The sequence below is a fragment of the Pseudomonas sp. 1L-C-7-B-C1 genome (assembly GCF_057291635.1).
Genome location: NZ_JBXAWH010000003.1, coordinates 246,874 through 272,045, shown reverse-complemented (window position 1 = coordinate 272,045; position 25,172 = coordinate 246,874). Strand labels below are relative to the sequence as shown.

The following is a 25,172-nucleotide window of genomic DNA, read 5'->3' as shown; positions in this document are numbered from 1 at the left end:
CTTCAACCCCTCACCAAAACGTCGTAGCCGGCGCGTTCACCTTACCGGCAATCACCGCAATCGCCTTCTCCACATCACCCACTTCGGTATACCGCCCCAAACTCAGCCGCAAGCTGCTGCCCGCCTGAGCCTGACTCAGCCCCAGCGCCAGCAACACGTGGGAAACGCTACTGCTCGCCGAGTTGCAAGCAGAGGTCGAGGACACCGCCAGTTCACTGGCAAGGCTGGCAACGTTAAACCCCGGGCTGTCGATGCAGACGTTCAGGGTGTGGGGAATGCGCTGTTGTGCATCGCCGTTGAGGCTCACGCCGCTCAAGCCGAGCAACCCTTCACGCAGTTGCGCCGATAAGGCGCTGATGCGCCTCACTTCCTCGGCCATTTCAGCGCTGGCCAGTGCGTATGCCGCGCCCATGCCGACGATCTGGTGAGTGGCAAGGGTGCCGGAGCGGTAACCCTGTTCGTGGCCGCCACCGTGCATCTGCGCTTCGAGCAGCGGCTGTGCGCGTTCGCCGACATAGAGCGCGCCGATGCCTTTCGGGCCGTAGGTTTTGTGCGCGGAAAAGGACATCAGGTCCACTGGCAGCGTGCTCAGGTCGATCGCCACTTTGCCAGCGCCCTGGGCAGCGTCGACATGGAACAGGGCGCCGTGGTCACGGACCTGTTGGCCGATGGCGGCGATGTCGGTCACAGTGCCCAGTTCATTGTTGACCAGCATCAGCGAGACCAGCAGGGTGTCGTCGCGCAGTGCCTGGCGCACGGCGTCGGGGTGAATCAGGCCGCGGTTGTCGGGTTCGAGCCAGGTCACCGGGCAACCGGCCTGCTCGAGCTGGCGGACGGTGTCGATGACGGCTTTGTGTTCAATGGTGCTGGTGATGAGGTGGGGGCGGGCGCCGTTGCGTGGGTTGAGCGCGATACCCTTGATCGCCAGATTGTTGGACTCGGTCGCGCCTGAGGTCCAGACCAGCGCGTCGGCACTGCAGCCCACCAGTTCTGCAACCTGACGGCGGGCCAGTTCAACGGCCTGGCGGGCTTGATTGCCGTAGGCGTGAGAAGAGGAGGCCGGATTGCCGAAGGTGCCTTCGCGGCCCAGGCACGTAACCATGGCCTGAATGACGCGGTCATCCACCGGTGTGGTGGCGGCGTAATCGAAATAGCAAGGAAGTGTTTTCATGGGAATTTCTGCGCTGTCCGTCGTGCAGAAAATACTACTAGCGTCAGGATGAAAAAAAATTGATTCCTCCACGGAGATTTACCGTATTTGTAGAATCTATTTCCGATAATGGGGTGCTCGGCGGAATATCATTCCCGGCGCTGTCCATTTTGACCTATCTTTATCACTTCCCGGCATATGGCATCACTGAGGTCACCGCGCATTCCATGGACAAATTCGACCAGGCCATCCTGAGCATCCTGCAAAACGACTGCACCCGCCCGATTGCAGACGTCGCCGACAGTGTCGGGCTTGGCAGCACCGCGTGCTGGCGTCGAGTGCAGAAGCTCGAAGAGCAGGGCGTGATTCGTGGCCGGGTTGCGTTGCTTGACCCGGCGCAGTTGAACGTCGCGGTGACAGTCTTCGCCGCAATCCGCACCAATCAGCACAACGCCCAGTGGCTGGGTCGGTTTCACGACCTGATCGCCACGTTGCCCGAGGTGGTCGAGTGCTACCGCATGGCGGGTGACACCGATTACATGCTGCGAATCGTGGTGCCGGACATTGCAGGCTACGACGCCGTCTACAAAAAGCTCATTCAGCTGTCGGGCATCACCGACATGAGTTCCAGCTTCGCCATGGAGCAGATCAAGTCCACAACCCAGCTGCCGCTGAGTTACACGTCGTGAAATTCGCGGCGCGGTGAATTAACAACACCTGGTCCAAATCCCGCGCAAAAAAAACAGCCATACGACGATGGCTGTTTTTTTATGGCATGGAAGAAGATGGCTTGAGGGAAATCAGACGCGGGCTTTGTCGATCCACTCCATCGAAGTCCGCCAGATGCAGATCCCCAGGAAGTACGCCGACATCGCCAGCCAGACGAACAAGGTTACCGACGCGTTGTACGGGTGGTTCATGACCAACAGGAAGCTGCAGAAAAACCAGACGGCGGTGACTGCGATATTAAGGGCCATGAATCGGCGAACGCGGAAGGGGTGCAGGAACTTCATGCGTGTGACGGTCAGCAGCGCCAGACAGATCACGGTGATAAACGTCAGCCACGGCGCCGGGGAAAGGATGTAGACACACAAGGCGACGACGTTCCAGGCGGCGGGGAAGCCCTGAAAGTAGTTGTCCTTGCTCTTCATCTCGACGTTGCAGAAACAGAACAGCGACGACACCAGGATGATCGAGGTGGTCAGCAACAGGGTGTATTCCGGCAGCGGGATGTAGCGGTAAATGAACAGGGCGGGGATGAATACGTAGGTGAGGTAATCGATCACCAGGTCTAGCACGGAGCCGTCAAAATGCGGCAGCACCGACTGCACGTTCAGCTTGCGCGCCAGTGAGCCATCCACGCCGTCGACGATCAGGGCAAATCCCAGCCACAGCAGGCACGCCTTGGGTTGGTTATCGAACAGGGCAATGGTCGCGAGAAAGGCGAGCACCACCCCCGTGGCGGTAAAACCATGGGCGCCCCAAGCCTTGAGCCAGGCGATGCGTTGGATAGGAATCATGAACGGTCCTTCTGAAAATAAGCGGGTTCGGTCGGGTACGGCAGCGGTCGACAGAACCAGAGGTGCATCTATCGACCGGGGATCGGTCGATAAGGTTCATACGTAGCCCCTACACGGTAGCAGGCGGCGCAGGCTTTCGTTACTCAAATGTGACGCGAGGCCCTTAGACCGCGGCGGCGCAGATGTCATTGGTCGGCTGATCGGGAAAGCAGGCAAAATGCTGGCCCCTCGTTCTGACCTATGCGTTCAGAATCCGCGCCTTATCAGTCAGTTAGGCAGGGAATCGCATGTCGTTTATCAGGATCGCATTAACCTTCTGCCTCCTCGCCACGGTGACTTCCCAAGCGCTGGCCCGGAGCCCCAGCAAGAACGAACGCGATGTCTGCACCTGGGGCGCCGGCATGGCAGCCACCGCTCAGCGGTACAAACTGTCCGGCCTGACGCTGTATGGCGCTCGCAAGAAAATGCAGGCCCAGCACTTTGCGCAGCAATGGATGCGCATGAGCGCGCTGGGTATCACCGAGCAGACCTACGACAGCCCGTCGCGGCTGCGGCCGGAAAGCGTCAAACAGGTGTATTACGAAGGCTGCATCAAGCACGAAGTCGCGCGGCGCTGATCCATCGCGCTGCAGCCCGAAGGGGCGCAGCGCGATAAGCCGGTCGATCCGGAATCAGTGCGGCGCGCGGGGAATGGTCTTCAGCAGGTCCGCCGGGCTGATATGGCCCACCACCTGAACGCCGCTGCCTGGGTGCGGCAGTCCGAGAATGTGGCCTTTGATCTTGCCGATCACGTGCATCTCGCACGGCTTGCAATCGAACTTCAGCGTCAGCACTTCATCGCCATGCACCAGCTGCATCGGCGCCACCTTGGTGCGCACGCCTGTCACGCCCTTGGCCTGCTTGGGGCACAGGTTGAAGGAGAAGCGCAGGCAGTGTTTGGTGATCATCACCGGCACTTCGCCCTTTTCTTCGTGGGCCTCGTACGCGGCGTCGATCAGCTGCACGCCATGACGGTGATAGAAATGCCGCGCCTTCTCGTTGTACACGTTGGCCAGGAACGACAGGTGCGCCTCGGGGTAAACCGGCGGCGGCGAGGTCTCCGGCTTGCGGGCTCCGCGCGGATGCGCCTGGATGCGAGCGGCAGTCAGTTTCTCGATAACCTCACGGCGCAAGGCCTTGAGCTGCGAGTTCGGAATGAAGAACGCCTGCGGCGCGTCCAGTTCGATGGCGGTCGCGTGGTACTCAGTGGTGCCGAGCTGGCCGAGCAGGTCGTGAAGTTGCTCCAGCGCCTGCTCCGGTTTATTGGCAACGCCAAACGGACCGTTCAGCTCGACGCGGGCGCTGATGCCTTCTTCGCTGGTGGCGACCAGTTCCAGACGCTCTTCTCGCAGGCGCGCGACCCATGACAAACCGATGCGGCGTTCCGCCGACGTCTTCTGCAAGGCCTGCTGCCAGTTGTGATCGAGGTTGCGGCTGAGGGGATGGTTCGGCCGCAGTTGCAGGCCTTTGGGCATCTCGTTGGGCTCGACGCGGTAGCGGTAGCGCTTCTCGCCGTCTTCCTCGAACTCGCCCTTGGGCTCGGCAATGTTGGCGCGGAAACCCACCACTTCGCGCTTGACCAGCACATTGAGGCCGTCGCCATTGGACAGCGGCTCATGGGTCACCACCTGCAAATCACGCTTGCCGACTTTCTCGACCACGCCGACCAACAGGCCGGTGAAGGTCGGCGAATCGAAGGCGCCGATGTCGATCTTGCGGTCGGTGACGAAGTAGTCGGTGCTGCCCCGGTGGAAGGTTTTGTCCGGGTCGGGCAGGAAGAAGTGCGCGGTGCGGCCGCTGGAGGCGCGGGACAGGTCCGGGCGGTCTTCCAGAATGTCGTCCAGACGCTGACGGTAGTAGGCCGTGATGTTCTTAACGTAGCCCATGTCCTTGTAGCGGCCTTCGATCTTGAACGAGCGCACGCCGGCGTCTACCAGTGCGCGCAGGTTGGCGCTCTGGTTATTGTCTTTCATCGACAGCAGGTGTTTTTCGTAGGCAACGACGCGGCCCTGATCGTCTTTCAGCGTGTAGGGCAGACGGCAGGCCTGGGAACAGTCGCCACGGTTGGCACTGCGCCCGGTATGCGCGTGGGAAATGTTGCACTGACCGGAGAAGGCCACACACAACGCACCGTGAATGAAGAACTCGATGGCGGCATCGGTTTCGTCAGCGATGGCGCGGATTTCCTGCAGATTCAGTTCACGGGCCAGCACCAGTTGCGAGAAGCCGGCCTGATCGAGAAAGCGTGCGCGCTCCAGCGTACGGATATCGGTCTGGGTACTGGCGTGCAGCTCGATGGGCGGAATGTCCAGCTCCATCACGCCGAGGTCCTGCACGATCAGAGCGTCGACGCCTGCGTCGTACAGCTGATGGATCAGCTGGCGTGCCGGTTCCAGCTCGTTGTCGTGAAGGATGGTGTTGATGGTGGTGAAGACGCGGGCGTGGTAACGGCGGGCGAACTCGACCAGTTGGGCGATTTCGCTGACGTCGTTGGCCGCGTTGTGGCGCGCGCCGAAGCTTGGGCCGCCGATGTAGATCGCGTCAGCGCCATGCAGTATGGCCTCGCGGGCAATGGCCACGTCGCGGGCGGGGCTGAGCAATTCCAGGTGATGTTTAGGCAGAGACATATGTTTTTAGTCGGCACGGTCACGGTCAAGGCGCGCATTGTAGCGGCGAAACGCTTGACCGGCACCCGTCTGCTGCCCGATGGCGCCTGCGGGTGGAGCGGGGCGCCAGAATCACCGCGTGATCAGCCCTTGGCGGCCATCGCCGTGACTTCCACGCGCATGCCTTCGACGGCCAGCGCGGCAACGCCAACCGCAGCGCGCACGGGCCAGGGTTTGGCGAAAAAGCGTGTGTAGACTTCGTTAAATGCGGCGCGATCGGCCATGTCGGTAAGGTAGATGGTCAGGTGCAGGACGCGGTCCATGGAACTGCCGGCCCTTTCCAGCGCCACTTTCAGCGCCTGCAGGGTGCATTCGCTCTGCTCGACGATCCCGCCCAGTTCCAGACTGCCGTCGGCGCGGGTGGGGATCTGTGTTGAAACCAGCAGACCGCCGAAACCGGCGACGTCCGAGGAGATCGAGTCGGCGTCTGGGTCGGGCGTGAAGGTGATGTCGTGATTGGCCATGGAGGAGGTCTCTTCAACGAGTAGGTGGATGACGGGCCGGGAAACGGCCGGCGGTCATGATGTCCGACTCGGAAGGGAAAAGGGAGGCTTGACAGGGTTGCAGCCTCCCGGTTCGACACGGGACCCGATCAGAACGCTAGCGGATGGATCAAGGGGGGGCAGCGCACAAAAGCGAGCCGCCCTCACGTTATCTCTGACGTGAAGGCGGCTCCGGGGGGGGTTGTCAAATCGGCGGATTTAACGTGTTTGAAAGTAGCAGTGGCGTATACCGTTAGCTAGCTATCATTTCGCAATACAGTATTGCCGATGCGGAAATAATCGAGCCCCTCGCTCGCGCACCTCGCGAAACCGCCCGGTGCCACTGCTGCAAAAAACTCCGAACTCATCCCCCGGTCGTTCAGTCCACCCTTAACGCTGACCGTTTGCGTTGGACTATTTCGAGGAGAGCCCCATGACTGATTACCCGAAACCGCCTTTCAAACCTCAACAGCAAACCGTTCCTGGCGATCAGAGCAGAATGGACCCTTACCCGGATTGCGGCGAGACCACCTACAAGGGCTCAGGCCGCATGAGCAACAAGATCGCGCTGATCACTGGCGGCGACAGTGGCATCGGGCGCGCCGTGGCGATTGCCTATGCCCGTGAAGGCGCCGACGTGGCGATCTCGTACCTCGACGAACACGAAGACGCCAAGGAAACCGCGCGCTGGGTGGAGGAGGCGGGCCGTCAATGCCTGCTGCTGCCGGGCGATCTGGCCGAGAAAGCCCAGTGCCTGTCTATCGTCGACGAAACCGTGAAGAAATTCGGCCGCATCGACGTGCTGGTCAATAACGCGGCGTTCCAGATGTCCCACAAAACCCTCGAAGAAATCCCTGACGAGGAGTGGGTGAAGACCTTCGATATCAACATTACCGCGATGTTTCGCATCTGCAAGGCCGCCGTGCCCCACATGGCCGCGGGCAGTTCGATCATCAACACCAGCTCGGTCAATTCCGATTCGCCGAAGCCGACGCTGCTGCCCTATGCAGCCACCAAAGGCGCCATCGCCAACTTCACCGCCGGGCTTGCCCAGTTGCTGGGTGAGCGCGGTATTCGCGTGAACAGCGTCGCGCCCGGCCCGATCTGGACGCCGCTGATCGTGTCGACCATGACCGACGAAGACGTGAGAAGCTTCGGCGAAGAAACGCCACTTGGGCGGCCGGGTCAGCCGGTTGAAGTCTCGCCGATCTATGTGCTGCTGGGCTCCGACGAAGGCAGCTATATCTCGGGGACACGTTATGGCGTGACCGGCGGCAAGCCGATCTTGTAACGGCTCCAACCGCTGCGCATACCTGCTCGGCGAGTAGCGCGCATGAAAAAGGGCTGCCAACGCAGCCCCTTTTTTCGTCCCTCGTTGCGTTCGCCGTCAAACGCCTTTAGCAGTGTTCTTCAGGTCGTCGGCCATGTTCTTGCCGGCGTCCGATACCGTTTCCCATGTCTCGCTGACCGTCGCCTTGGCTTTCTGCGTAAGGTTGTCACTGGCCTTGCCGAACGCCTTGTTTTCCTTCTCCGTGCTCGGCAACGCAGCGCCGAGGGCCGCCCCCAGCGCGATGCCCATCGCGGCGAGTGCCAACGGTTGCTCGCGCAGCATGTACTGGAAGGTGCCTTGCAAATTCCGACCCTGCCGCAGAAGCGCTTCCTGGGCATTGCCGGCTGAAGATGACAGCGTGTCTTTCATTGCCGCCGTCTTCTCGCTGGCCTGATGCATGAGATCGTCCAGGGTGTGGCTGGCGGATTCACCAAACTCCCCGACCTTGTCGCTGGCCTGGTGCGCCGATTCCCGTGCCTGATCCGTCGCGCCGCTGAACGTCTCGCTCACGCTCTGCGCAGCACCGCTGAGCTTCTCGCCCAGTTGCCCGAACATTGACGCGCCACCACTGCTGCCTGACGTATGGCCGGGCTTTTGATTCTGCCCAAGCATCAGCCAGGAAATGCCCACGGTGGTCAACAGCATCGGCATCGGGTTGTTCTTGATCGAGGTGCCGAGGTTGCCGAAAAACTCGCCGCCGTTTTCCCGGGTGAATGCCAGCGCCTGATCAATCAGTTGCCCGGGGGACAGCTTGCTCTCCAAGGCGTCGACCAGGTTTTCAATGTTGGCCCTGCGCGCATCGATGTTGCGCTCGATCGCGTCCGGACTTTTCGCCAGGAGCGGGTCGGGGATGTCGCGGTTCAGTTCATCTTCGCTGGCAAAGCTGCTGTCGAGGTGAATGGGTGGGCGCCGGGCTGGAGGCTGTTCCGGGGTCAGCATTGAAACTGCCCAGTTCCGCGCCGGATTGCTGAATCCCGCCGTCAACATCTGTGGCGGCTGAACCCTGGGCGGTGGGGTTGTGTGGGGCCAGTGGATCCGGCGTCTGGATCGGTGTGCCGCGGGAGGCAGCACCTTCGTACGGGTGACGAGCATTCAGACCTTCGTCTTCGCCTGCCTTGAAGCCGCCATCGCTTTCCCCTGAAGGGTATTGCGGCGAGTCGGGGGCGGAGGACGACGTGGATGAGGTCGACGCCGTCAAGTCCGGGCTGCTGGCGCGGAGGAATCGGGACAGCCCGAAGCCTACCGCAACACTGCCGGTCACAAACAGCGCAGGGTTTTCCCGTGCCAGACGACCCGCCTGCTGCAGCATCTCCTCGGCGCTTTTGCCGCGCATGCTCGTCGCGAACGCGCTCAGGCTCTCGGCGATGTCGCTGATGTAATGGGAGATGCCCAGGGTGTCCTTGTCCTGCAGCTCTTCCGCCGCAGCGCTCGCCGTTTTCGCCAGGTTTTCGATCTGCTCGGCAGCGCTGTCGCGGTAACTGCCAAACTGCTCGGTGCCGTGTTCGCGGGCCGTGCCGAGCAAGTCTTTTGCGTTGTCTTGCAGAGTGTGCAGCGCCTCGCCTGGAGACGCGGGGCGCGGTTGAGCGCCTGCGGTGTCTTCGCTGAATGTAGGCATTTGATCATCATCCTTAAATCAATCGGGACATCATTCGCGGCAAAGGCACACTCGGGGACGGGCGCACCTGGCCATCTCACGCTGCAGGGAATCTGCGCGCTGTGTAAGGGTGGAGGGGCTTGGCGAAGCGGGAGTTCGGGGGCGGAGACGAACGGTTGCACGGTTGATCCGAATGAGGGAAACGTGCGGGGATAATCGAGCCGTCAGTGCGCAGGTCGATTCAAGTGAGGGGAAGGGCGCAGTAAGCAAAGGCGCGCGATCATTGCGATCGCGCGCCGGATCAAAGGCCAGCCTCAGCCTTTGCTGTGCTCGTTGGACGTTGGCGCTTCGGCGATCCCCCGTGGCCCGGCGATGCCCCAGATGGCGACGCCAATGACCGGGAAGATAAAGATCAGCACCGCCCAGCCGATTTTCGTGCCGGACGATTTGGTGCTGCGCCAGACACTGGCGATGGCCCACACGTCGACCAGAAGGATGATGACCGCCAGGGCGATCGAGAAGAGCGTTTCCATTGCGTGTACCTCTCTACCGCAAGCGGTTACATGGCAGGGATGCCGGTCACCGTCTGGGTGCCAGTGGCGGTTTCAGTCAGGGGGATTTCAGGGCTGCCGGGGGTCAGAATGACCTTGCGGCAGTCTTCCTGTTTCTTGTCGAAAATCTTGTAACCCTCGGCGGCCTGCTCCAGGGACAGGCGATGGCTGATGATTGCTTCCGGCGCGAGACGGCCGGCTTCGATGTGTTCGAGCAGTTCCGGCAGAAAACGCTGGACATGGGTCTGGCCCATTTTGAAGGTCAGGCCCTTGTCGAAGGCATCGCCAAACAGGAAACCGTGAATGAAGCCGGCGTACACGCCCGGCACGCTGACCACGCCGCCACGGCGAACTGCCGCGATGCACTGGCGCAACGCCTTGCCGCTGCTGCCTTCCATCTTCAGATTGGTCAGGATGGTTTCCGTGGTGCTGCCCTTGGCTTCGAAACCTACCGCATCGACTACGCCGTCAACGCCGCGCATGCCTTTGGTCTGACGGATGATGGTGTCCGCCGGATCGTCGTCTTCATCGAAATTGATCGGAATCACGCCATAGGTCGCCTGAGCGTATGCCAGGCGGTAAGCGTGGTGGTCGACCATGAAAATCTGATCGGCGCCCAGCATCCGGGCCACGGCCGCGGCCATCAAACCAACAGGCCCGGCGCCGTAGATGGCGATGCTCGAACCCTGGCCGATGCCGGTATTGAGGACTGCCTGATAACCGGTGGGCAGGATGTCAGACAGGAACAGCACTTTCTCGTCCGACAGCGTGCCGGGGACCTTGAACGGGCCGGTGTTGGCCTTGGGCACGCGCACGTATTCGGCCTGGCCGCCCGGAATTCCGCCGTAGAGGTGGCTGAAGCCAAACAGCGCAGCCCCTGGCGGAATGGCCTTTTTATTCATGATCGCGCCGCGACCGGTGTTGGTGGTCTCGCAGGCGGCGTACAGGTCCATGTTGCAGAAGAAGCATTCGCCGCAGGCAATGACAAAGGGAATCACGACCCGGTCACCGCGCTGCACGGCGGTCACGGACGAACCGGTGTCTTCGACGATGCCCATGAATTCGTGGCCGAAAATATCGCCGTGTTCAACGGTAGGGATCTTGCCGCGGTACAGGTGCAGGTCAGAACCGCAGATCGCCGTGGCGGTCACGCGCAGGATGATGTCGTCAGGTTGCTCGATGACCGGGTCCGGAACCGTGTCGACTTTCACATCATGGGCGCCGTGGTAGGTAAGTGCTCTCATTGTGGTTTTTCTCCGCGATTAAGAATGAACATCTAAATAGCGGAGCAGGCCACGAGGGGTTTAGTTCAGGTCATAGCAGAAGCGGGGGGATTAGCGGTAGGTAAATGCCCCATCAGCCCTGCCACGGGCCTTTCCGGTCAAAGCCGGTCCTGCCGAACGGCGTGTCCGGAGGAACGGCTTAGCCCGGGAAGAGGCGAGCTGGAAGCGATCTCAGCCCTTGGTTTTGGTAGGGTCGGCGCTGCGTGGGTAGGTGCGCTCTTCCTGAATGGTGCCGTCCTCCTTGTGGATCTTCAGCGAGGCTGTCTTGCCGTCGAGAAATTCACTTGCCGCACTGATGATCTCAGCCTTGGTGTCGGCGGTTTTCGACGCGCGGGCGGCGCCTTCCCGGGTCAGCGCCCAGCCATTCTCGGATTTTGTGATGTGGTAGTTATCCATAGCATTCTCCAGTTGATGAATCATTTAAGGCCGACGCGCTTGCGCATGTCTGCCGTGATGGTCTGTCGGGTTTTGCCCAGGTCCGCCCAGGGGTCGCTGTCGAGTTCGGCGAGGCGTTCGTGGACGGTGTGGATGTCCCAGGCGTTGGCACCTTTGATTTCCAGCAATTCTTCGCGATAGATCGGCACTGACACCGGCAGGCCCTCGCGTGTGCGCACCGAGTACGCGCAAATGGTGGTAGCGCCGAGGCCGTTGCGCAGGTAATCGATGAAGATCTTGCCAATGCGGTTCTTCGGCCCCGACACCGCCGAAAACCGCTCCGGCAGCAGCCGGGCGATGTGCTTGACGATGGCGTGGCTGAAGTCCTTCACAGCGTCCCAGTCGGCCTTCGGCGTCAGCGGTACGACCACATGAATGCCCTTGCCGCCGCTGGTTTTCAGGAACGATTTGAGCCCCAGTTCATCCAGCACGGCGAGCGTCAGCTGCGTGGCTTCCACCATGGTTTTCCAGGGCAGCGCCGGATCAGGGTCGAGGTCGAGAATGAAACGGTCCGGCCGCTCAAGGTTCTTGGCGACCGCGTTCCAGGTGTGCAGCTCCATGGCGCTCATCTGCACGGCGCCGATCAGCGCCTCAACGTTATTGATCAGCATGACCGGATGGCCGGTGTATTCCTTGCCCATGGTCTCGATGCCGGGGATGGCGAGGCGGTCGGCGTTTTTCTGGAAGAACAGTTCGCCGCCGATGCCCTCCGGCGCCCGCACTAGCGCGACGGGGCGTTGGGCCAGTTGCGGCAGGAGCCAGTCGGATATGCGGACGTAGTAATCGGCCAGATCACGCTTGGTCGCGCCGCTGATGGGATCGATCACCCGCTCGGGGTGGGTCAGGCGGATCTTGCCGGTTCTGGTATCGGCGGCGTCGGATTCACGCGGACCCACTTGCGCTTTGACAGGTTTGGATGCCTTCGCGCGATTGCGTGGGGGCGCAGGTGTTGGCGTGTCTTCCAGCTGTTCTTCTGGCACGTCTGACGCCTGCGCGGACTCCGACGATTGATCGTCAGAAGGCGCCGATGCCGGAAGCTCTTCGGTGATCGATTCCGCAGGTTTGTCGGTGCGCAGGCCATGGAACACCGCGTGGCGCACCGATCCTTCTTTGGTGATCTCGGCGAAGGCGACTTCCGCCAGCAACGCCGGTTTAAGCCAGTGCACGCCTTTGGCCTCGAAACCGGTGGGTGGATTGACCACCGCGGCCTTCTTCGCGTGGAGCGGTGTCAGCTGGTCGTAAATCGTGCCCAATGTCGCTTCATTGAAACCGGTGCCGACCTTGCCGGCGTACCGCAGCTCGCCACTGTCGGCGTCGTGCAAACCCAACAGTAATGCGCCGAATTTGCTGCGTGCGCCCTTCGGATCGGTGTAGCCCACAACAACGAATTCCTGGCGACGTTTGCACTTGAGCTTGATCCAGTCACCGCTGCGGCGCGACACATAAGGGCTGCCGGCGCGCTTGCCGATCAGCCCCTCCATCTTCATCTGGCAGGCGCTGTTGAGCAGGACTTCCGGCACTTCGGCGAAGTCTTCGGAGTACCTGAGCACCTCGTCGTCAGTCCGCTCAAGCACCTTGGACAGGGCGGTGCGGCGCTGTTCCACCGGCACCTCACGCAGGTCCATGCCGTTCAGAAAGGGCATGTCGAACAGGTAATAGATGATGTTGCCGCTGCGGCCGGCTTCGAAGGCGTTCTGCAGGGCCTGGAAGTCAGGCACGCCGTCATCGTTGGCAACGACCATCTCGCCGTCGAGCCAGGCCGACTCCAGACCCAGACCGGCGATGGCCTCGGCCGGGCGCGGCAGCTTGTGGGTCCAGTCATGGCCATTGCGGGTGAACAGCTGCACCTTGCCGTCGGCGACCCGAGCCATGACCCGGTAGCCGTCGAATTTGATCTCGTAGCGCCAGTCGCCTTCAGGGGCAGATTCCACCAAAGTGGCCAGTTCGGGCTTGATGAGATCCGGCAGCTCGGCGGGCTCGGCGCCCACCAGCTGCGCCTTGGCGGATTTTTTCCGAGGGGCGGGGACTTTCTCCACGGGCTCTGGCTTCTCAGCCGTGGACTTCGCCGACTTGGCAGACGCTGGCTTTGCGCCGCGCTTTCTGGGAATCAAAGTGCGCTCGCTGAGCACGCTGTCGGGCAGCGCCTTGACCACATCGTAGTCAGCTTCCGGGCGGGCGAATTCGTCCTGATGCTTGATCAGAAACCACTGCTCCTGCTTGCCGGGGATATGGGTCTTGACCAAGTTCCACACGCCGCCAAGCTTCTCACCCTGCAATTCAAATTTGAGCTTGCCCTTGGCATAGGCGTCGGCAGGGTCGGAGAGGGGTGTCCACACGCCGCGGTCCCAGACGATGACGTCGCCCGCACCGTAATGCCCCTCGGGAATGTTGCCCTCGAAGGTGGCGTACTCAACGGGGTGATCCTCGACGTGCACCGCCAGGCGTTTGGCCTTGGGGTCCAGCGACGGCCCCTTGGGCACGGCCCAGCTTTTCAGGGTGCCGTCGATTTCGAGGCGGAAGTCGTAATGCAGGCGAGATGCGTCATGTTTCTGGATACAGAACTGCAGGGCGTGCGCGGCCTTCCTGGACGAGGCGCGTTTTTTCTTCGTGTTGCCTGACGGCTCAGATGTCGCGTTGAAATCGCGCTTGCGGTTGTATTCGTCCAGTCCGGCGCTCATGGAAATCCCTCACACTGCGGCAATGTCTGTTAAACCCAGAGTGCGCGGCACGCGCAGAGTTCCGGTCATGCCGCTCAGACAACTCCACGCTGCTCGGTCGCTTCCGCCAACATGGCCAGGGTTTGTTCCATGTCCAGAATGGAGGCTTCCAGGGTGGCGAAACACTGGTTGATGCTCTGTTTATCGTCCACGGTCTGGTGCCCGGTTAATTCCGTGACTTCAGATAGCTCCAACCTGAACAATTCGTTCACGCTGCCTCGAAGTTCGTTTAATTGATTGAGGACAACAGCCATTTGATTGCGGGTGGCATTGCTCATGTCGGGCCTCACATTAGAGTGGCGCGTAGTCGGTCGGGCGTGTGGTGCAATGCCCCTGTGACAGATATGAAAAAGGCAGAGTCTCTAGACCCTGCCTTTCTCAACTAGACATTCGAGCCGCCTGTGACAGGCGTGATCCGAATTATTTGGCAGCGTCACCACCGTGCGCCTTGGCCAGAGCTTTAGCGTGGGTCAAATGCTCTTCCAGCTTAGGCAGGGTTGCAGTCGCAAACGCTTTCAGATCAGCGTCTTTGCCTTCAGCCGCTTCTTTCTTGAACAGCGCGATGGTTTGTTCGTGAGCAACAACCTGGTTGTTCGCGTAAGCCTGATCAAACGACTTGGCGCTGCGCAGTTCGAGGATCATCGCCTTGGCTTTGTCCATCAGCATGGCGTTGTCGGAAACTTCCAGCTTTTTGGTGTCAGCAATGCCTTTCAGTTTGTCGTTCGCCGCAGTGTGATCTTTGACCATCATTTTTGCGAATTCTTTAACGTCGGCGGAAGTGCCTTTTTCAAGCGCAAGCTTACCGGCTTCGACTTCTGCCACACCTTTGGCGGATGCATCTTCAACAAAGTCATCATTGTCCTGCGCCGCGAAAGCGCCTTGGCTGCCAACAGCCATCAACAATGCGAATGCAGAAGTCTTGAATAGATTTGTCATCGTGAAGTTCCTCTTCTTTTAAAGTGACGCGGGGTAAGTGCCCGTATTGTTTCCGACTGGAAGCAACGGCCAATCGTTCAGAGAATTTTTAAAAAACACCGCGGATGGGCAAGTTGCAGCGTCCGGTCAGGCATCTTGCTCTTCCAGTCCCTCAAACCAGTCCCGGTAGGGCGTATTGACCGCCTTGTAACGGTTGAAGTCGGGTGTGCCATCCGACCACCAGACCGGACCGCGTTCACCCAATGCAATCTTCGCAGCGTTGACCGAGCCCCGCGCCGCCTTGAGTGCAGCAGCGTCCTCGGCGCGTTTCGCGGCTTTGACAGCCTGCCGAGCCTTCATCAGGTCGTTAACCCGCGATTGGCGCGCTTCCTCGTCAAGTGCCGGATTGCTACAGCGCCACAGCTGGCCCTTGACGACAAAATAGCGACCGTCCGGCGTGGTCGGATAAATCACTGGATTCGCGTGACCGTCAGCACCACCGCAGCAATGCGGTCAGCCTCGTGATAGGTCTCGGTTTCCAGCTCCTCACCAAACACATCGGGGTCCATCTCGCGGTAAGACCAGGCGAGGTCAGCCCGGTCGATGAGCTTGCGCGCCTGTTCAAGGAAGAGGTCAACGCCATCGACCGAAGGCGCACCGGTGTACAGCAACACGCTGCCGCCCGGCGCCAGTCGTTCGATGGCTTGGGCCAGAATACGAACGGACAGTTGCGAACCCAACTGATCGCCTCCGTGGCGATAGGCACGCTCCTGACTGTCCTTCATGTACGGCGGATTGGCGACGATCAGGTCGAATTCGCCTGTGGTGCCCGACAGGATGTCGCTGTGATAGGCGACCACATTATCCGCCTTGGCCAATGATGCGTTGACTGCCGTGAATCGCAGGGCCGTCGGATTAATGTCGACCGCGAGCACCTGAGCATCCCGCCGGGCACGCCCGATGAGGATCGCGCCGACGCCACTGCCGCAGCCGATATCAACGGCGGTGCGAATGGAATGCGTCGAGGTGCGCAAGTGCTCTTCAATGGCTTGGGCGAAGCGGTAGGTATCAGGCCCGAAAAATACTGAATCGTGAGCCACGGTAGGAAAGGCGGAGTGCACGAACAGTAAGTCGTCCAGGCTCGACCAGCGCACTTCGCTAGCCCACATCCCGGCGTGGGCCCGTAACACGCCGGCGGCCAGCAACGTTTCGAGTTCGGCTTCGTCCAGCAAGCCCGTCTCGAAAGGGCGGCTCCAGCCAAACACATCCCGCAGGCTACGCGCTTTGCGGTTCTGCTCACGCCCGTTGACCCGCTGATGAGTCAGCGGTGTAACGGTCATGAAACGATAATCCTCGGACTGGAGGCGTTGCCCCAACTGCAGCAGGGCGAGGTCATGGTTTTCGTCGGTCGTTTCCAGTGTATCGAACGGGCTCTCAAGCGCAGTCTGCGTGCTCATCGTGTCAGGCTTCCTTGCGCCAGCTGGCGGGCGTAGATCCGGGTCGCCGCCAGACCTTCCGGCGTCGGGTGTGCGTCGGGCGCGATCAGTTCGACCAGTTTCTCCAACGGCAGTGAAGAGGTGTTACGCGGCTGTGGGGCATCATTGCTCCCCACATGGCGACGACGGAAACGCGTGCGGAACGGGTTGCTCTGCTCCGACGCCTGCCAGTCGCCCGCGATCCAGTCCTTCAGCAGCTGCATTTCATAACCGCTGAACACACCGAACATCACCGCACCGGGTCCATCGATCAGCTGCCAGAAACGGCTGTCCTGCGGGTCCTGGTTGCGCTTGATCCAGCCACGGTCCTCCAGCGCGCTCAACAGCTGACGACTCTGGCCTGGGGTGGCAAGCCAGTCATTGATCGTGCGGCCTTCGAGGCGGCAGTAGTCGGAATGCATGTGCTGGCCGAAAGTGCTCTTGGTCTCCAGCATCGAGACCACTTCTTCTTCCAGATCGAAGGCGCGGACGATATCGGTCGAGCCGATCCCCAGATCGTTCAGCAAATAGCCGGCGCGCAGACGCTTGAGGAATTCATCCTTGCTGTCGTCATTCGGCAACAGATCCAGCACCGACTGCACGGCCTTCTGGGCGTGGCCCGAGCTGGCATTGTCGATGGTCACGTGCAGGGTGAAGTAATAGGGATCGATACCCAATTCACTCAGCTCGAAAGCGGTGATCAGCAAATGCAGCGGCAGTTGCTCGTAGCCCAGGTTGTAGCCGAGCACTTCCGGCAGGAACTCGTCGCTCAAATGGCCGAGGCCCAACTGGATGGCGCCTTGCAGATACAGGGCATCGTCGAGGGGCGCGATGGGGGCACAGTCGTGTTCAGTCAGCAGGTTGCGGTACAGGACCACATGGTTCAACGCAGGCTCGCCGTCACCCAGCTCTTCGAGGTAGGTGCGGATCAAGCCATGGTAGCGCCAGTCGTCCGCATGCTTGACGGTGCCATACAGCCACGCGCCATCCACCAGCTTGCTTGGCGCAACGCTTTGCAGGAAATACAGCGCGTGAGCTTTGTTGGTGAAGAATTGTCGAGGCCTGCCGGCGCGGCGTTCCTCCAAATAGACGCGGTAACGCTCGGCCACCGCATGACTGTTGCCGGCTACCCAGGTGGACAGGTCGTTCAAGTCAGCAGGCAGGTTCGACGGCAGCGTTTTCGCGATTTCCAGGTGCTCCTGGAGAAAATCACGGACGTTATCCCGCTCTGCTGCCACCTGTCCACGCAGCAAACGGGAGTACAGCGAGTAATGGGCACCGGTGGATAGGTGCGCCGTGGCAGAACGCTCGGAAAGTAGCTGTAAAGAGGTCATGGGTAGCCTGCTGACTTTTCTTGATATGTAGGTCAGAGAGAGGCAGTTCCCGAAAATTCCATCGAGTTGCACCACAGTCGATGATCGACACTTGCGCCGGACGAAAGGCCTGGATTCTCGATTCGATCGACTACTGAATGCACACCAATCGTACAGGCCAGGCAACCAACATTTCTCCAGGTCTCAGTCTGGCACGTGGCGCCGATCAAGGCGGTGAATACGCAAAGTCCGAACAGGCGCAAAACTAACCGGACGGTTCATTTCATTTGATCTGCTGGCCAGCGGCGCGAATAATCCCCCGCACACTCGCCAGGCTCGGGCCCTCATTTAGGTGCCGGGCGCCCTGTATTTATCCGGAGTTCCCCCGCATGCAGCGCTCGATCGCCACCGTTTCCTTGAGCGGCACCCTGCCGCAAAAGCTGCACGCTATCGCCGCGGCAGGTTTCGATGGCGTGGAGATCTTCGAAAACGATTTGCTCAATCACAACGGCGGCCCCCGCCAGGTGCGGCAGCTTTGCGCTGATCTCGGCATCGCCATCACGCTTTTTCAGCCTTTCAGCGACTTTGAAGGCTGTCGCCGCGAGCATCTGCAGCGCCACCTCGACCGCGCCGAGCAAAAATTCGACCTGATGCACGAACTGGGCACCGACCTGATGCTGGTGTGCAGCAACACGGCCACGGATTCACTGGGCGACCACGACCTACTGCTTGAGGACTTGGGGTTGCTGGCCGAGCGGGCGGGCGCGCGTCAACTGCGCGTGGGGTATGAAGGGCTGGCATGGGGACGTCACGTCAACACCTGGCAGCAGGTCTGGGATCTGGTCCGGCAGGTCGACCATCCGGCCCTCGGCGTGCTGCTCGACAGTTTCCACACACTGTCGCTCAAAGGTGACCCGAGCGCCATCGCGCAGATCCCCGCTGAGAAGATCTTCTTCGTGCAGATGGCCGATGCGCCACGGCTGAACATGGGCGTGTTGGAGTGGAGCCGGCATTTTCGTTGTTTCCCGGGGCAGGGCGCGTTTGATTGTCCCGGTTTTCTCGCGGCGATTCTGCGCAGCGGGTACACCGGCCCGCTGTCGCTGGAGATTTTCAACGACGTGTTTCGCGCCGCGCCCACTCAGTCAACCGCCGCCGACGGCTTGCGTTCGTTGTTGTACCTGGAAGAGAAAACACGCGGGCTGCTGGAGCAGCAGCCTCAAACCGTTGCGCCGTCATTATTGTTCCATCCGCCGGCGCCGAGCCCCTGCCACGGCGTGGAGTTTCTCGAGTTCGCCGTTGATGACGGCCACGGCGCACGGCTGACCCAATGGCTGCACGGCCTGGGCTTCTGCACGTTGGGTCACCACCGGAGCAACGCCGCGACCTTGCTGGGGCAGGGCGATATCAGGATTGTGTTGACCGCCGGGCATGATTCCCTCGCTGAGTCGCTCTTCGCTCGACCGCCCTTTGCCCAGTCTCACCTCGAAGTCCACGGCGCGTCGCTGCGCTCAATGGCGTTGCAGGTGGACGACAGCGCTGCCGGGCTGGAGCGGGCGCGTCAGTTCAACGCCGAAATCTGCGGCGGTCCCCTCGGCTCTGATCAACCAGGATTTCCAGCCGTGCGCGCGCCGGACGGCAGCCTGATTTATCTGGTCGAGCCCGCCCCACCGGGGCAATCGTTCTGGGACAGGGACTTCACGTTGAGGCCGCTCCCTTCGGCGCACAACGGTTTGCAACGCGTCGATCACGTGGCCATGGCGTTGCCGGCCGACGGCCTGGACAGTCAGGTCCTGTTCTTCAAGAGCGTGCTGGATTTCCAGGCCGATGCCGACGTGCTGCTGTCCGACCCTCATGGCCTGGTGAGGAGTCGGGCGTTGCGCAGCCGCTGCGGCAGCGTGAGCCTGCCGCTGAACACGTCGGATCGTGGCAACACCGCGATCGCCCGCGCGTTGAAGAGCTACGGCCGCTCAGGTGTTCATCACATTGCTTTTGCCTGTGACGACATCTTCGTGCAAGTAGCCCGCGCCAAGGCGGCGGGCGTGCCGTGGCTGGCGATTCCGCTGAACTACTACGACGATCTGGCGGCGCGCTTCGGTTTTGACGAGGCGTTCCTCAGCAAGCTGGCTGCTCACGACGTGCTGTACGACCGCGACGCCGACGGTGGCGAGCTGTTCCACGCTTACACCCAGGCGTTCGAGGAGCGATTCTTTTTTGAAATCCTTCATCGCAGGAACGGCTACGCCGGCTATGGCGAGGCGAATGCATCGGTGCGCCTTGCAGCGATGGCCAGGGCTTGCGGCGATTCAGCCTCGCTCTGATGGCTCGCACCGCGTTCGTACGCGCCGCTTCCGTAACGCTCGGGTGCAGCTCATAATCCCGCGATTACCCCGTGGTTGTGAGCCCCGCATGAAAACCGTTGACGACAGCCTCGCCGACCTGCCCGTAGAGGCGCCCCGCAAGACCCGCAAGCACAATCCGGAAAAAACCCGCGACGACATCCTTCAGGCGGCCGTCGCCGAGTTTGTCTCCCAGGGGCTTTCCGGCGCACGAGTGGATGCCATTGCCGAGCGCACGCAAACCTCGAAACGGATGATCTATTACTACTTCAACAGCAAAGAGCAGCTCTACACCGAGGTGCTCGAGAAACTGTACGGCGACATCCGCAACACCGAGAGCAGCCTCAGGCTGGACGTCCTCGCGCCGGAAGAGGCGATCAGGCGGCTGGTGGAATTCACCTTCGATCACCACGACCGGAACGTCGATTTCGTGCGCATCGTGTGCATCGAGAACATCCACAACGGCGCCAACGTCAAACAGTCCTCGACCATCCGCGCGCTCAGCCGCAACGTGCTGCAGGCGCTGGACGAGACGCTGCGCCGGGGCGAGCAGCAGGGTGATTTCCGCCCAGGCGTTCAGGCAGTGGACCTGCACATGCTGATCAGCTCGTTCTGTTTCTATCGGGTCTCCAACCGTCACACCTTCTCGGAAATCTTCCAGATCGACCTCGAAGATGCGCAGATCAAGGCACGCCAGAAGGCCATGATCTGTGACTCGGTGGTGCGCTATCTGATCCCGTGACCAGGCGAGCACTGAAGCGTAACGCCACGCCTGCCTGAGGACCCAACGATGTCGCAACGCCAATCCACGCTGATCGCCTTGCTGGTGGCCGTCACCTTTTTCATGGAAAACCTCGACGCCACGGTGATCGCCACGGCGATGCCGGAAATGGCCCGGACGTTCGGCGTCGCGGCGGTGGACCTGAATATCGGCATGAGCGCCTACATGCTGGCAATCGCCGCGTTCATTCCCCTCAGCGGCTGGCTCGCGGACCGTCTCGGTTCACGGCGGGTGTTCGGCGGCGCCATCGTGTTGTTCACCCTGTCTTCGATGTTGTGCGGCCTCAGCGACAGTCTGGAAACCTTCGTCGCCGCCCGCGTCCTGCAAGGCATGAGCGGCGCGATGATGGTCCCGGTCGGGCGCCTGGCGGTCATGCGTGCCACCGAAAAGAAGGACTTGGTGCGGGCGATCTCGCTGATCACCTGGCCCGGGCTGGTGGCGCCGATACTTGGGCCGCCCTTGGGCGGGTTCATCGTCACCCACGCATCCTGGCCGTGGATTTTCTACCTCAACCTGCCCCTCGGCGTGCTGGCGTTGGCCGCTACGCTGGTCCTCATTCCCAAGCGCAATGAAGTCAGCAACCGGGCGTTCGACCTGAAAGGTTTCCTGTTGCTGGGCGTGGCCTGCACGGCGCTTTTGTTCGGGATGGAACGGCTGGGGCAGGGCCATGGCAGTCAGTGGCCCGGCCTATTGATAACGGCGCTCGGGGTGGTCTGTGGCGTGCTGGCCTGGCGACACATGCGCCGGCACCCGCAGCCGCTGCTGAACGTCGAGGTGGTGCACATCCGCACCTTCAGCGTCAGCCTGCTGGGCGGTTCGGTGTTTCGGATCGCCATCAGTACGCTGCCGTTCCTGCTGCCGCTGATGTTCCAGCTGGGTTTTGGTCTGTCCGCATTCGACGCCGGGCTGCTGGTGCTGGGGGTGTTCGCGGGCAATCTGGCGATGAAGCGCTTTACCAGCAGCATCATGCAGCGCTGGGGCTTTCGTCAGGTCCTGCTGGTCAATGGTTGCATCGGCGTGGCAGCGATTGCCGCCTGCGCGCTGCTCGATCAGGCCATGGGCTGGCCGCTGATCCTGCTGATTCTGTTCATCGGCGGGCTGTCGCGCTCGATGCAGTTCACCGCGTTCAACACGCTGGGTTTCGCCGACGTACCCAAGCCGCAGATGAGCGATGCCTCGACGATGTTCAGCATGTGCTTCCAGCTGAGCATGGGCCTGGGTGTCGCCATCGCCGCTTTACTGTTGCGTGGTGCGATGGTCCTGCATGGCAACGACGGGCACGCCGTGACGGCGGATTTCCAGCTGACCTTTATTGGCGTTGCGCTGATCGCCGCCCTGGCCCTGCTGGATAATCGACGGGTCTCGGCGCAGGCCGGCGCCGCGCTGCTGCAACCCAAGGCCTGACCCGCCGGCAACCCGCTGACCCTGACGCGCCACTGGCCGAAACCACCAGACGTTCTGCGCGCTTTGACTATTGCCCATCGGCGCTGCAGAGCGGAGTATTTCGCCACTCCAACAATAAAAGTGTAAGGACGACACAATCATGCAGATCGAAGGCAAGGTGTTTCTGGTCAGTGGCGGCGCGTCCGGGCTGGGTGCGGCCACCGCACGGATGCTCGTCGACGCAGGGGCCAGCGTGATGCTGGTGGACGTCAACGCCGAAGCGCTTGCGGCACAGGTGGAAAAACTCGGCGGCAACGCCCGCGCCAGTGTCAGCGACATCACCCAGGAAAGCGCCGTTCAGGCCGCAGTGGATGCGGCGCGCGTTGCGTTTGGCCAGATCAACGGCGTCATCAACTGCGCGGGCATCGTCGGCGCCGAAAAAATCCTCGGTAAAGAAGGCCCCCACGGCCTCGACAGTTTCAGTCGGGTGATCAACGTCAACCTCATCGGCAGCTTCAACCTGATGCGCCTGGCCGCCGTGGCCATCGCCGAAAGCACGGCGGATGCCGGCGACGAGCGTGGCGTCATCATCAATACCGCTTCAGTGGCGGCCTATGACGGCCAGATCGGCCAGGCGGCGTACGCGGCCTCCAAGGGCGCCATTGTCAGCCTGACCCTGCCCGCCGCCCGTGAACTGGCCCGCTACGGCATTCGCGTCATGACCATCGCTCCGGGCATTTTCGAAACCCCCATGATGGCCGGCATGACTCCGCAAGTGCGCGAAAGCCTGTCCGCTGGCGTGCCATTTCCGCCACGCCTGGGCCAGCCCGAAGAATACGCCGCGCTGGCGCGACACATCATCGAAAACAGCATGCTCAACGGCGAGGTGATCCGTCTGGACGGCGCCTTGCGCATGGCCGCTCGCTAATCGAGGAAACCATTATGTCTTTGAACAAACGCCAGACGTTGAACGACGACCCCGTGGTGATCGTGAGCGCTGCGCGCACGCCCATGGGCGCCTTTCAGGGCGATCTGAAAAGCCTGACCGCGCCGCAACTGGGCGCCGCTGCGATTCGCGCTGCCGTCGAACGAGCCGGCATCGAGCCGGGGCAGGTCGATGAGGTGCTGTTCGGTTGTGTATTGCCCGCAGGGCTGGGACAAGCGCCGGCGCGCCAGGCGGCATTGGGTGCCGGGCTCAGCGACGCCACGACCTGCACGACCCTGAACAAGATGTGCGGGTCGGGGATGCAGGCCGCGATCCTCGGCCACGACATGTTGCTGGCGGGCAGCGCCGACGTGGTCATCGCCGGCGGCATGGAAAGCATGTCCAACGCACCCTATCTGCTGGAAAAAGCCCGCAGCGGTTACCGCATGGGCCACGGCCAGATCATCGACCACATGTTTCTCGACGGCCTGGAAGATGCTTACGATCGAGGCCGCTTGATGGGCACCTTCGCCGAAGAGTGCGCCGGGCTTGAAAATTTCAGTCGGGAGGCCCAGGACGGTTTTGCGGTCGCTTCGCTGACCCGGGCCCAGGAGGCCATGACCCGGGGCTGGTTCGACGCTGAAATCGTTCCGATGGAAGTGACCGTTGGCAAGGAGCGCAAGACCATTCGCCAGGACGAGCAGCCGCCCAAGGCGAAGCTGGACAAGATCCCGCAGTTGAAACCGGCGTTTCGCGAGGGCGGCACCGTCACGGCGGCCAACTCCAGCTCAATCTCCGACGGCGCTGCGGCCTTGACCCTGATGCGTCAGTCCGAAGCGCAACGACGCGGGATCAAGCCGCTGGCCGTCATCCATGGCCACGCCGCCTATGCCAACGAACCGGGTCTGTTTCCCACCGCACCGGTCGGCGCCATTGACAAGCTGATGAGCAAAACCGGTTGGTCCCCGGACGAGGTGGACCTGTTCGAGATCAACGAAGCATTCGCCGTCGTCGCGCTGGTCACCATGGCCCGCCTGGAACTGCCCCATCACAAGGTCAATGTGCATGGCGGCGCTTGCGCGCTGGGTCATCCCATTGGTGCATCGGGGGCGAGGATTCTGGTGACCTTGCTGTCGGCGTTGAAGCAGCGGGGACTGAAGCGAGGTGTCGCGGCCATCTGCATCGGCGGGGGCGAGGCAACTGCTATGGCTGTCGAGCTTGTCGTTTAATATCAATGGGTTGCGCCATGTTTCGCAGGTTGGATCTGGAATAGCGGATGACTGGCGCTCTACATAATAAAAGGTCTATAAAACAATGAATTACACGACAATCCTCAAAGAGGTCAAAGGTCGCGTTGCACTCCTGACCCTCAATCGTCCAGAGGCGCTTAACGCCCTGAATGCGCAGCTGATTAGCGAACTTAACCATGCCCTCGATGAGCTGGAGCGCGATCATGGCATCGGCTGCATCGTCCTGACGGGCTCGGCGAAAGCGTTCGCTGCCGGGGCGGACATCAAGGAAATGGCCGAACTCAAGTACCCGCAGATTTACCTGGATGATCTGTTCAGCGACAGCGATCGGGTGGCCAACCGCCGCAAGCCGATCATTGCCGCCGTCTCGGGCTTTGCCTTGGGCGGGGGCTGCGAGCTGGCGCTGATGTGCGACTTCATCCTCGCCGCCGACAACGCGCGTTTTGGTCAGCCGGAAATCAAACTGGGCGTATTGCCGGGCATGGGCGGCACCCAGCGCCTGACCCGCGCGGTCGGCAAGGCCAAGGCCATGGAAATGTGTCTGACCGGGCGCCTGATCGACGCCGTCGAAGCGGAGCGTGCCGGGCTGGTGGCGCGCATCGTGCCGCAGGATCAGCTGCTGGATGAGGCGATGAACGTCGCGGCCGGCATTGCGGCTAAGTCATTGCCAGCGGCCATGATGGTCAAGGAAAGCGTCAATCGCGCTTTTGAAGTCAGCCTGGCCGAGGGTATCCGTTTCGAACGCCGTGTGTTCCATGCAGCGTTTGCCAGCGAGGACCAGAAGGAAGGCATGGCGGCGTTCATCGAGAAGCGCGAGCCGGCGTTCAAGCACCGCTGAGTCAGGTCAGGGTGGTGGTGCGTTTCAGGGGTGTCTTCTGGCCTCAGCCTGTATAAAATGCGCCGGTCGCCGCGGCTCACCCCCGGCCTGTCATCATCGATCACCCTATTTTCAGCGTTTATCGTCATCGGCCCGGCGTGCAAGACGCGTCGGATCCGAGCGATCTATCGCCACCGGCACAAGAGAACA

The 25,172-nt window shown here is 61.5% G+C and carries 24 protein-coding genes; 9 read left to right on the top strand and 15 right to left on the bottom strand.

The genetic code is table 11. The features are described 5' to 3' along the window. Positions 1-10 precede the first annotated feature (10 nt). Complete coding sequence (locus AC0Z8Z_RS06740) at positions 11-1,171, bottom strand: aminotransferase class V-fold PLP-dependent enzyme (RefSeq protein ID WP_485618526.1); 1,161 nt, start codon at positions 1,169-1,171, stop codon at positions 11-13. A 206-nt stretch (positions 1,172-1,377) separates the two neighbouring features. Here AC0Z8Z_RS06740 and AC0Z8Z_RS06735 point away from each other — a divergent pair, with 206 nt between their 5' ends. Next, complete coding sequence (locus tag AC0Z8Z_RS06735; RefSeq protein WP_122536251.1) at positions 1,378-1,839, top strand: Lrp/AsnC family transcriptional regulator; 462 nt, start codon at positions 1,378-1,380, stop codon at positions 1,837-1,839. A gap of 111 nt (positions 1,840-1,950) precedes the next feature. Here the strand turns inward: AC0Z8Z_RS06735 and pcsA are convergent, their stop codons facing one another. After that, a complete protein-coding gene (pcsA, locus tag AC0Z8Z_RS06730) occupies positions 1,951-2,670 on the bottom strand; it encodes a phosphatidylcholine synthase (protein WP_122536229.1) in 720 nt (239 codons plus the stop codon). Between the two features lie 287 nt (positions 2,671-2,957). Between pcsA and AC0Z8Z_RS06725 the strand changes: the two genes are divergently transcribed. After that, positions 2,958-3,287: a hypothetical protein gene (locus AC0Z8Z_RS06725; RefSeq protein WP_122536230.1), complete on the top strand. Its 330-nt coding sequence runs from the start codon at positions 2,958-2,960 to the stop codon at positions 3,285-3,287. Between the two features lie 54 nt (positions 3,288-3,341). On the opposite strand, the gene AC0Z8Z_RS06720 is transcribed toward AC0Z8Z_RS06725, so the two are convergent. Beyond that, positions 3,342-5,336 (bottom strand): peptidase U32 family protein, encoded by a 1,995-nt coding sequence (locus AC0Z8Z_RS06720; RefSeq protein WP_485618525.1) that lies wholly within the window; start codon positions 5,334-5,336, stop codon positions 3,342-3,344. Positions 5,337-5,458: 122 nt separating this feature from the next. After that, on the bottom strand, positions 5,459-5,839 hold the full coding sequence (locus tag AC0Z8Z_RS06715) for a RidA family protein (RefSeq protein ID WP_485618524.1): 381 nt from the start codon (positions 5,837-5,839) through the stop codon (positions 5,459-5,461). A 451-nt stretch (positions 5,840-6,290) separates the two neighbouring features. Here AC0Z8Z_RS06715 and AC0Z8Z_RS06710 point away from each other — a divergent pair, with 451 nt between their 5' ends. Then, the gene (locus AC0Z8Z_RS06710; RefSeq protein ID WP_485618523.1) at positions 6,291-7,148 is read left to right on the top strand and encodes an SDR family oxidoreductase; all 858 of its coding nucleotides are present in this window, start codon (positions 6,291-6,293) and stop codon (positions 7,146-7,148) included. Positions 7,149-7,244: 96 nt separating this feature from the next. Here the strand turns inward: AC0Z8Z_RS06710 and AC0Z8Z_RS06705 are convergent, their stop codons facing one another. The 11 genes from AC0Z8Z_RS06705 to AC0Z8Z_RS06655 form a co-directional block, all read right to left on the bottom strand. Continuing rightward, positions 7,245-8,126 (bottom strand): DUF3618 domain-containing protein, encoded by an 882-nt coding sequence (locus AC0Z8Z_RS06705; protein WP_485618522.1) that lies wholly within the window; start codon positions 8,124-8,126, stop codon positions 7,245-7,247. Next, positions 8,053-8,802 (bottom strand): hypothetical protein, encoded by a 750-nt coding sequence (locus AC0Z8Z_RS06700; protein ID WP_485618521.1) that lies wholly within the window; start codon positions 8,800-8,802, stop codon positions 8,053-8,055. The genes AC0Z8Z_RS06705 and AC0Z8Z_RS06700 overlap by 74 nt, the downstream gene beginning before the upstream one ends. Positions 8,803-9,095: 293 nt before the next feature. Next, complete coding sequence (locus tag AC0Z8Z_RS06695; RefSeq protein WP_485618520.1) at positions 9,096-9,314, bottom strand: PLD nuclease N-terminal domain-containing protein; 219 nt, start codon at positions 9,312-9,314, stop codon at positions 9,096-9,098. A 26-nt stretch (positions 9,315-9,340) separates the two neighbouring features. Then, positions 9,341-10,576: a zinc-dependent alcohol dehydrogenase gene (locus AC0Z8Z_RS06690; protein WP_485618519.1), complete on the bottom strand. Its 1,236-nt coding sequence runs from the start codon at positions 10,574-10,576 to the stop codon at positions 9,341-9,343. Positions 10,577-10,786: 210 nt separating this feature from the next. Further along, positions 10,787-11,011 (bottom strand): DUF2188 domain-containing protein, encoded by a 225-nt coding sequence (locus AC0Z8Z_RS06685; protein ID WP_172612280.1) that lies wholly within the window; start codon positions 11,009-11,011, stop codon positions 10,787-10,789. 20 nt (positions 11,012-11,031) lie between these two features. Next, positions 11,032-13,728, bottom strand: coding sequence for a DNA ligase D (gene ligD / locus AC0Z8Z_RS06680; protein ID WP_485618517.1), 2,697 nt, complete (start codon positions 13,726-13,728; stop codon positions 11,032-11,034). A 74-nt stretch (positions 13,729-13,802) separates the two neighbouring features. Then, the gene (locus AC0Z8Z_RS06675; RefSeq protein WP_205483302.1) at positions 13,803-14,045 is read right to left on the bottom strand and encodes a hypothetical protein; all 243 of its coding nucleotides are present in this window, start codon (positions 14,043-14,045) and stop codon (positions 13,803-13,805) included. Between the two features lie 142 nt (positions 14,046-14,187). Next, a complete protein-coding gene (locus tag AC0Z8Z_RS06670) occupies positions 14,188-14,703 on the bottom strand; it encodes a DUF4142 domain-containing protein (protein WP_485618515.1) in 516 nt (171 codons plus the stop codon). Between the two features lie 126 nt (positions 14,704-14,829). Next, a complete protein-coding gene (locus tag AC0Z8Z_RS06665) occupies positions 14,830-15,153 on the bottom strand; it encodes a hypothetical protein (RefSeq protein WP_485618683.1) in 324 nt (107 codons plus the stop codon). Beyond that, positions 15,153-16,139, bottom strand: coding sequence for a methyltransferase (locus AC0Z8Z_RS06660; RefSeq protein ID WP_485618514.1), 987 nt, complete (start codon positions 16,137-16,139; stop codon positions 15,153-15,155). Before AC0Z8Z_RS06660 ends, AC0Z8Z_RS06665 begins: the two co-directional genes overlap by 1 nt. After that, on the bottom strand, positions 16,136-17,491 hold the full coding sequence (locus tag AC0Z8Z_RS06655; protein ID WP_485618513.1) for an iron-containing redox enzyme family protein: 1,356 nt from the start codon (positions 17,489-17,491) through the stop codon (positions 16,136-16,138). Before AC0Z8Z_RS06655 ends, AC0Z8Z_RS06660 begins: the two co-directional genes overlap by 4 nt. A 368-nt stretch (positions 17,492-17,859) precedes the next feature. Here AC0Z8Z_RS06655 and AC0Z8Z_RS06650 point away from each other — a divergent pair, with 368 nt between their 5' ends. The 6 genes from AC0Z8Z_RS06650 (at position 17,860) to AC0Z8Z_RS06625 (ending at position 24,983) form a co-directional block, all read left to right on the top strand. Beyond that, positions 17,860-19,788: a bifunctional sugar phosphate isomerase/epimerase/4-hydroxyphenylpyruvate dioxygenase family protein gene (locus tag AC0Z8Z_RS06650; RefSeq protein WP_485618512.1), complete on the top strand. Its 1,929-nt coding sequence runs from the start codon at positions 17,860-17,862 to the stop codon at positions 19,786-19,788. Positions 19,789-19,876: 88 nt separating this feature from the next. Further along, on the top strand, positions 19,877-20,548 hold the full coding sequence (locus AC0Z8Z_RS06645) for a TetR/AcrR family transcriptional regulator (protein ID WP_122536245.1): 672 nt from the start codon (positions 19,877-19,879) through the stop codon (positions 20,546-20,548). Between the two features lie 48 nt (positions 20,549-20,596). Then, complete coding sequence (locus AC0Z8Z_RS06640) at positions 20,597-21,991, top strand: DHA2 family efflux MFS transporter permease subunit (protein WP_485618511.1); 1,395 nt, start codon at positions 20,597-20,599, stop codon at positions 21,989-21,991. Positions 21,992-22,130: 139 nt separating this feature from the next. Next, positions 22,131-22,898, top strand: a complete 768-nt coding sequence (locus AC0Z8Z_RS06635) for a 3-hydroxyacyl-CoA dehydrogenase (protein WP_485618510.1) — start codon at positions 22,131-22,133, stop codon at positions 22,896-22,898. 14 nt (positions 22,899-22,912) lie between these two features. Next, complete coding sequence (locus AC0Z8Z_RS06630) at positions 22,913-24,124, top strand: acetyl-CoA C-acyltransferase (RefSeq protein ID WP_485618509.1); 1,212 nt, start codon at positions 22,913-22,915, stop codon at positions 24,122-24,124. Positions 24,125-24,209: 85 nt separating this feature from the next. Continuing rightward, positions 24,210-24,983: an enoyl-CoA hydratase gene (locus AC0Z8Z_RS06625; RefSeq protein WP_485618508.1), complete on the top strand. Its 774-nt coding sequence runs from the start codon at positions 24,210-24,212 to the stop codon at positions 24,981-24,983. Positions 24,984-25,172: the final 189 nt, after the last annotated feature.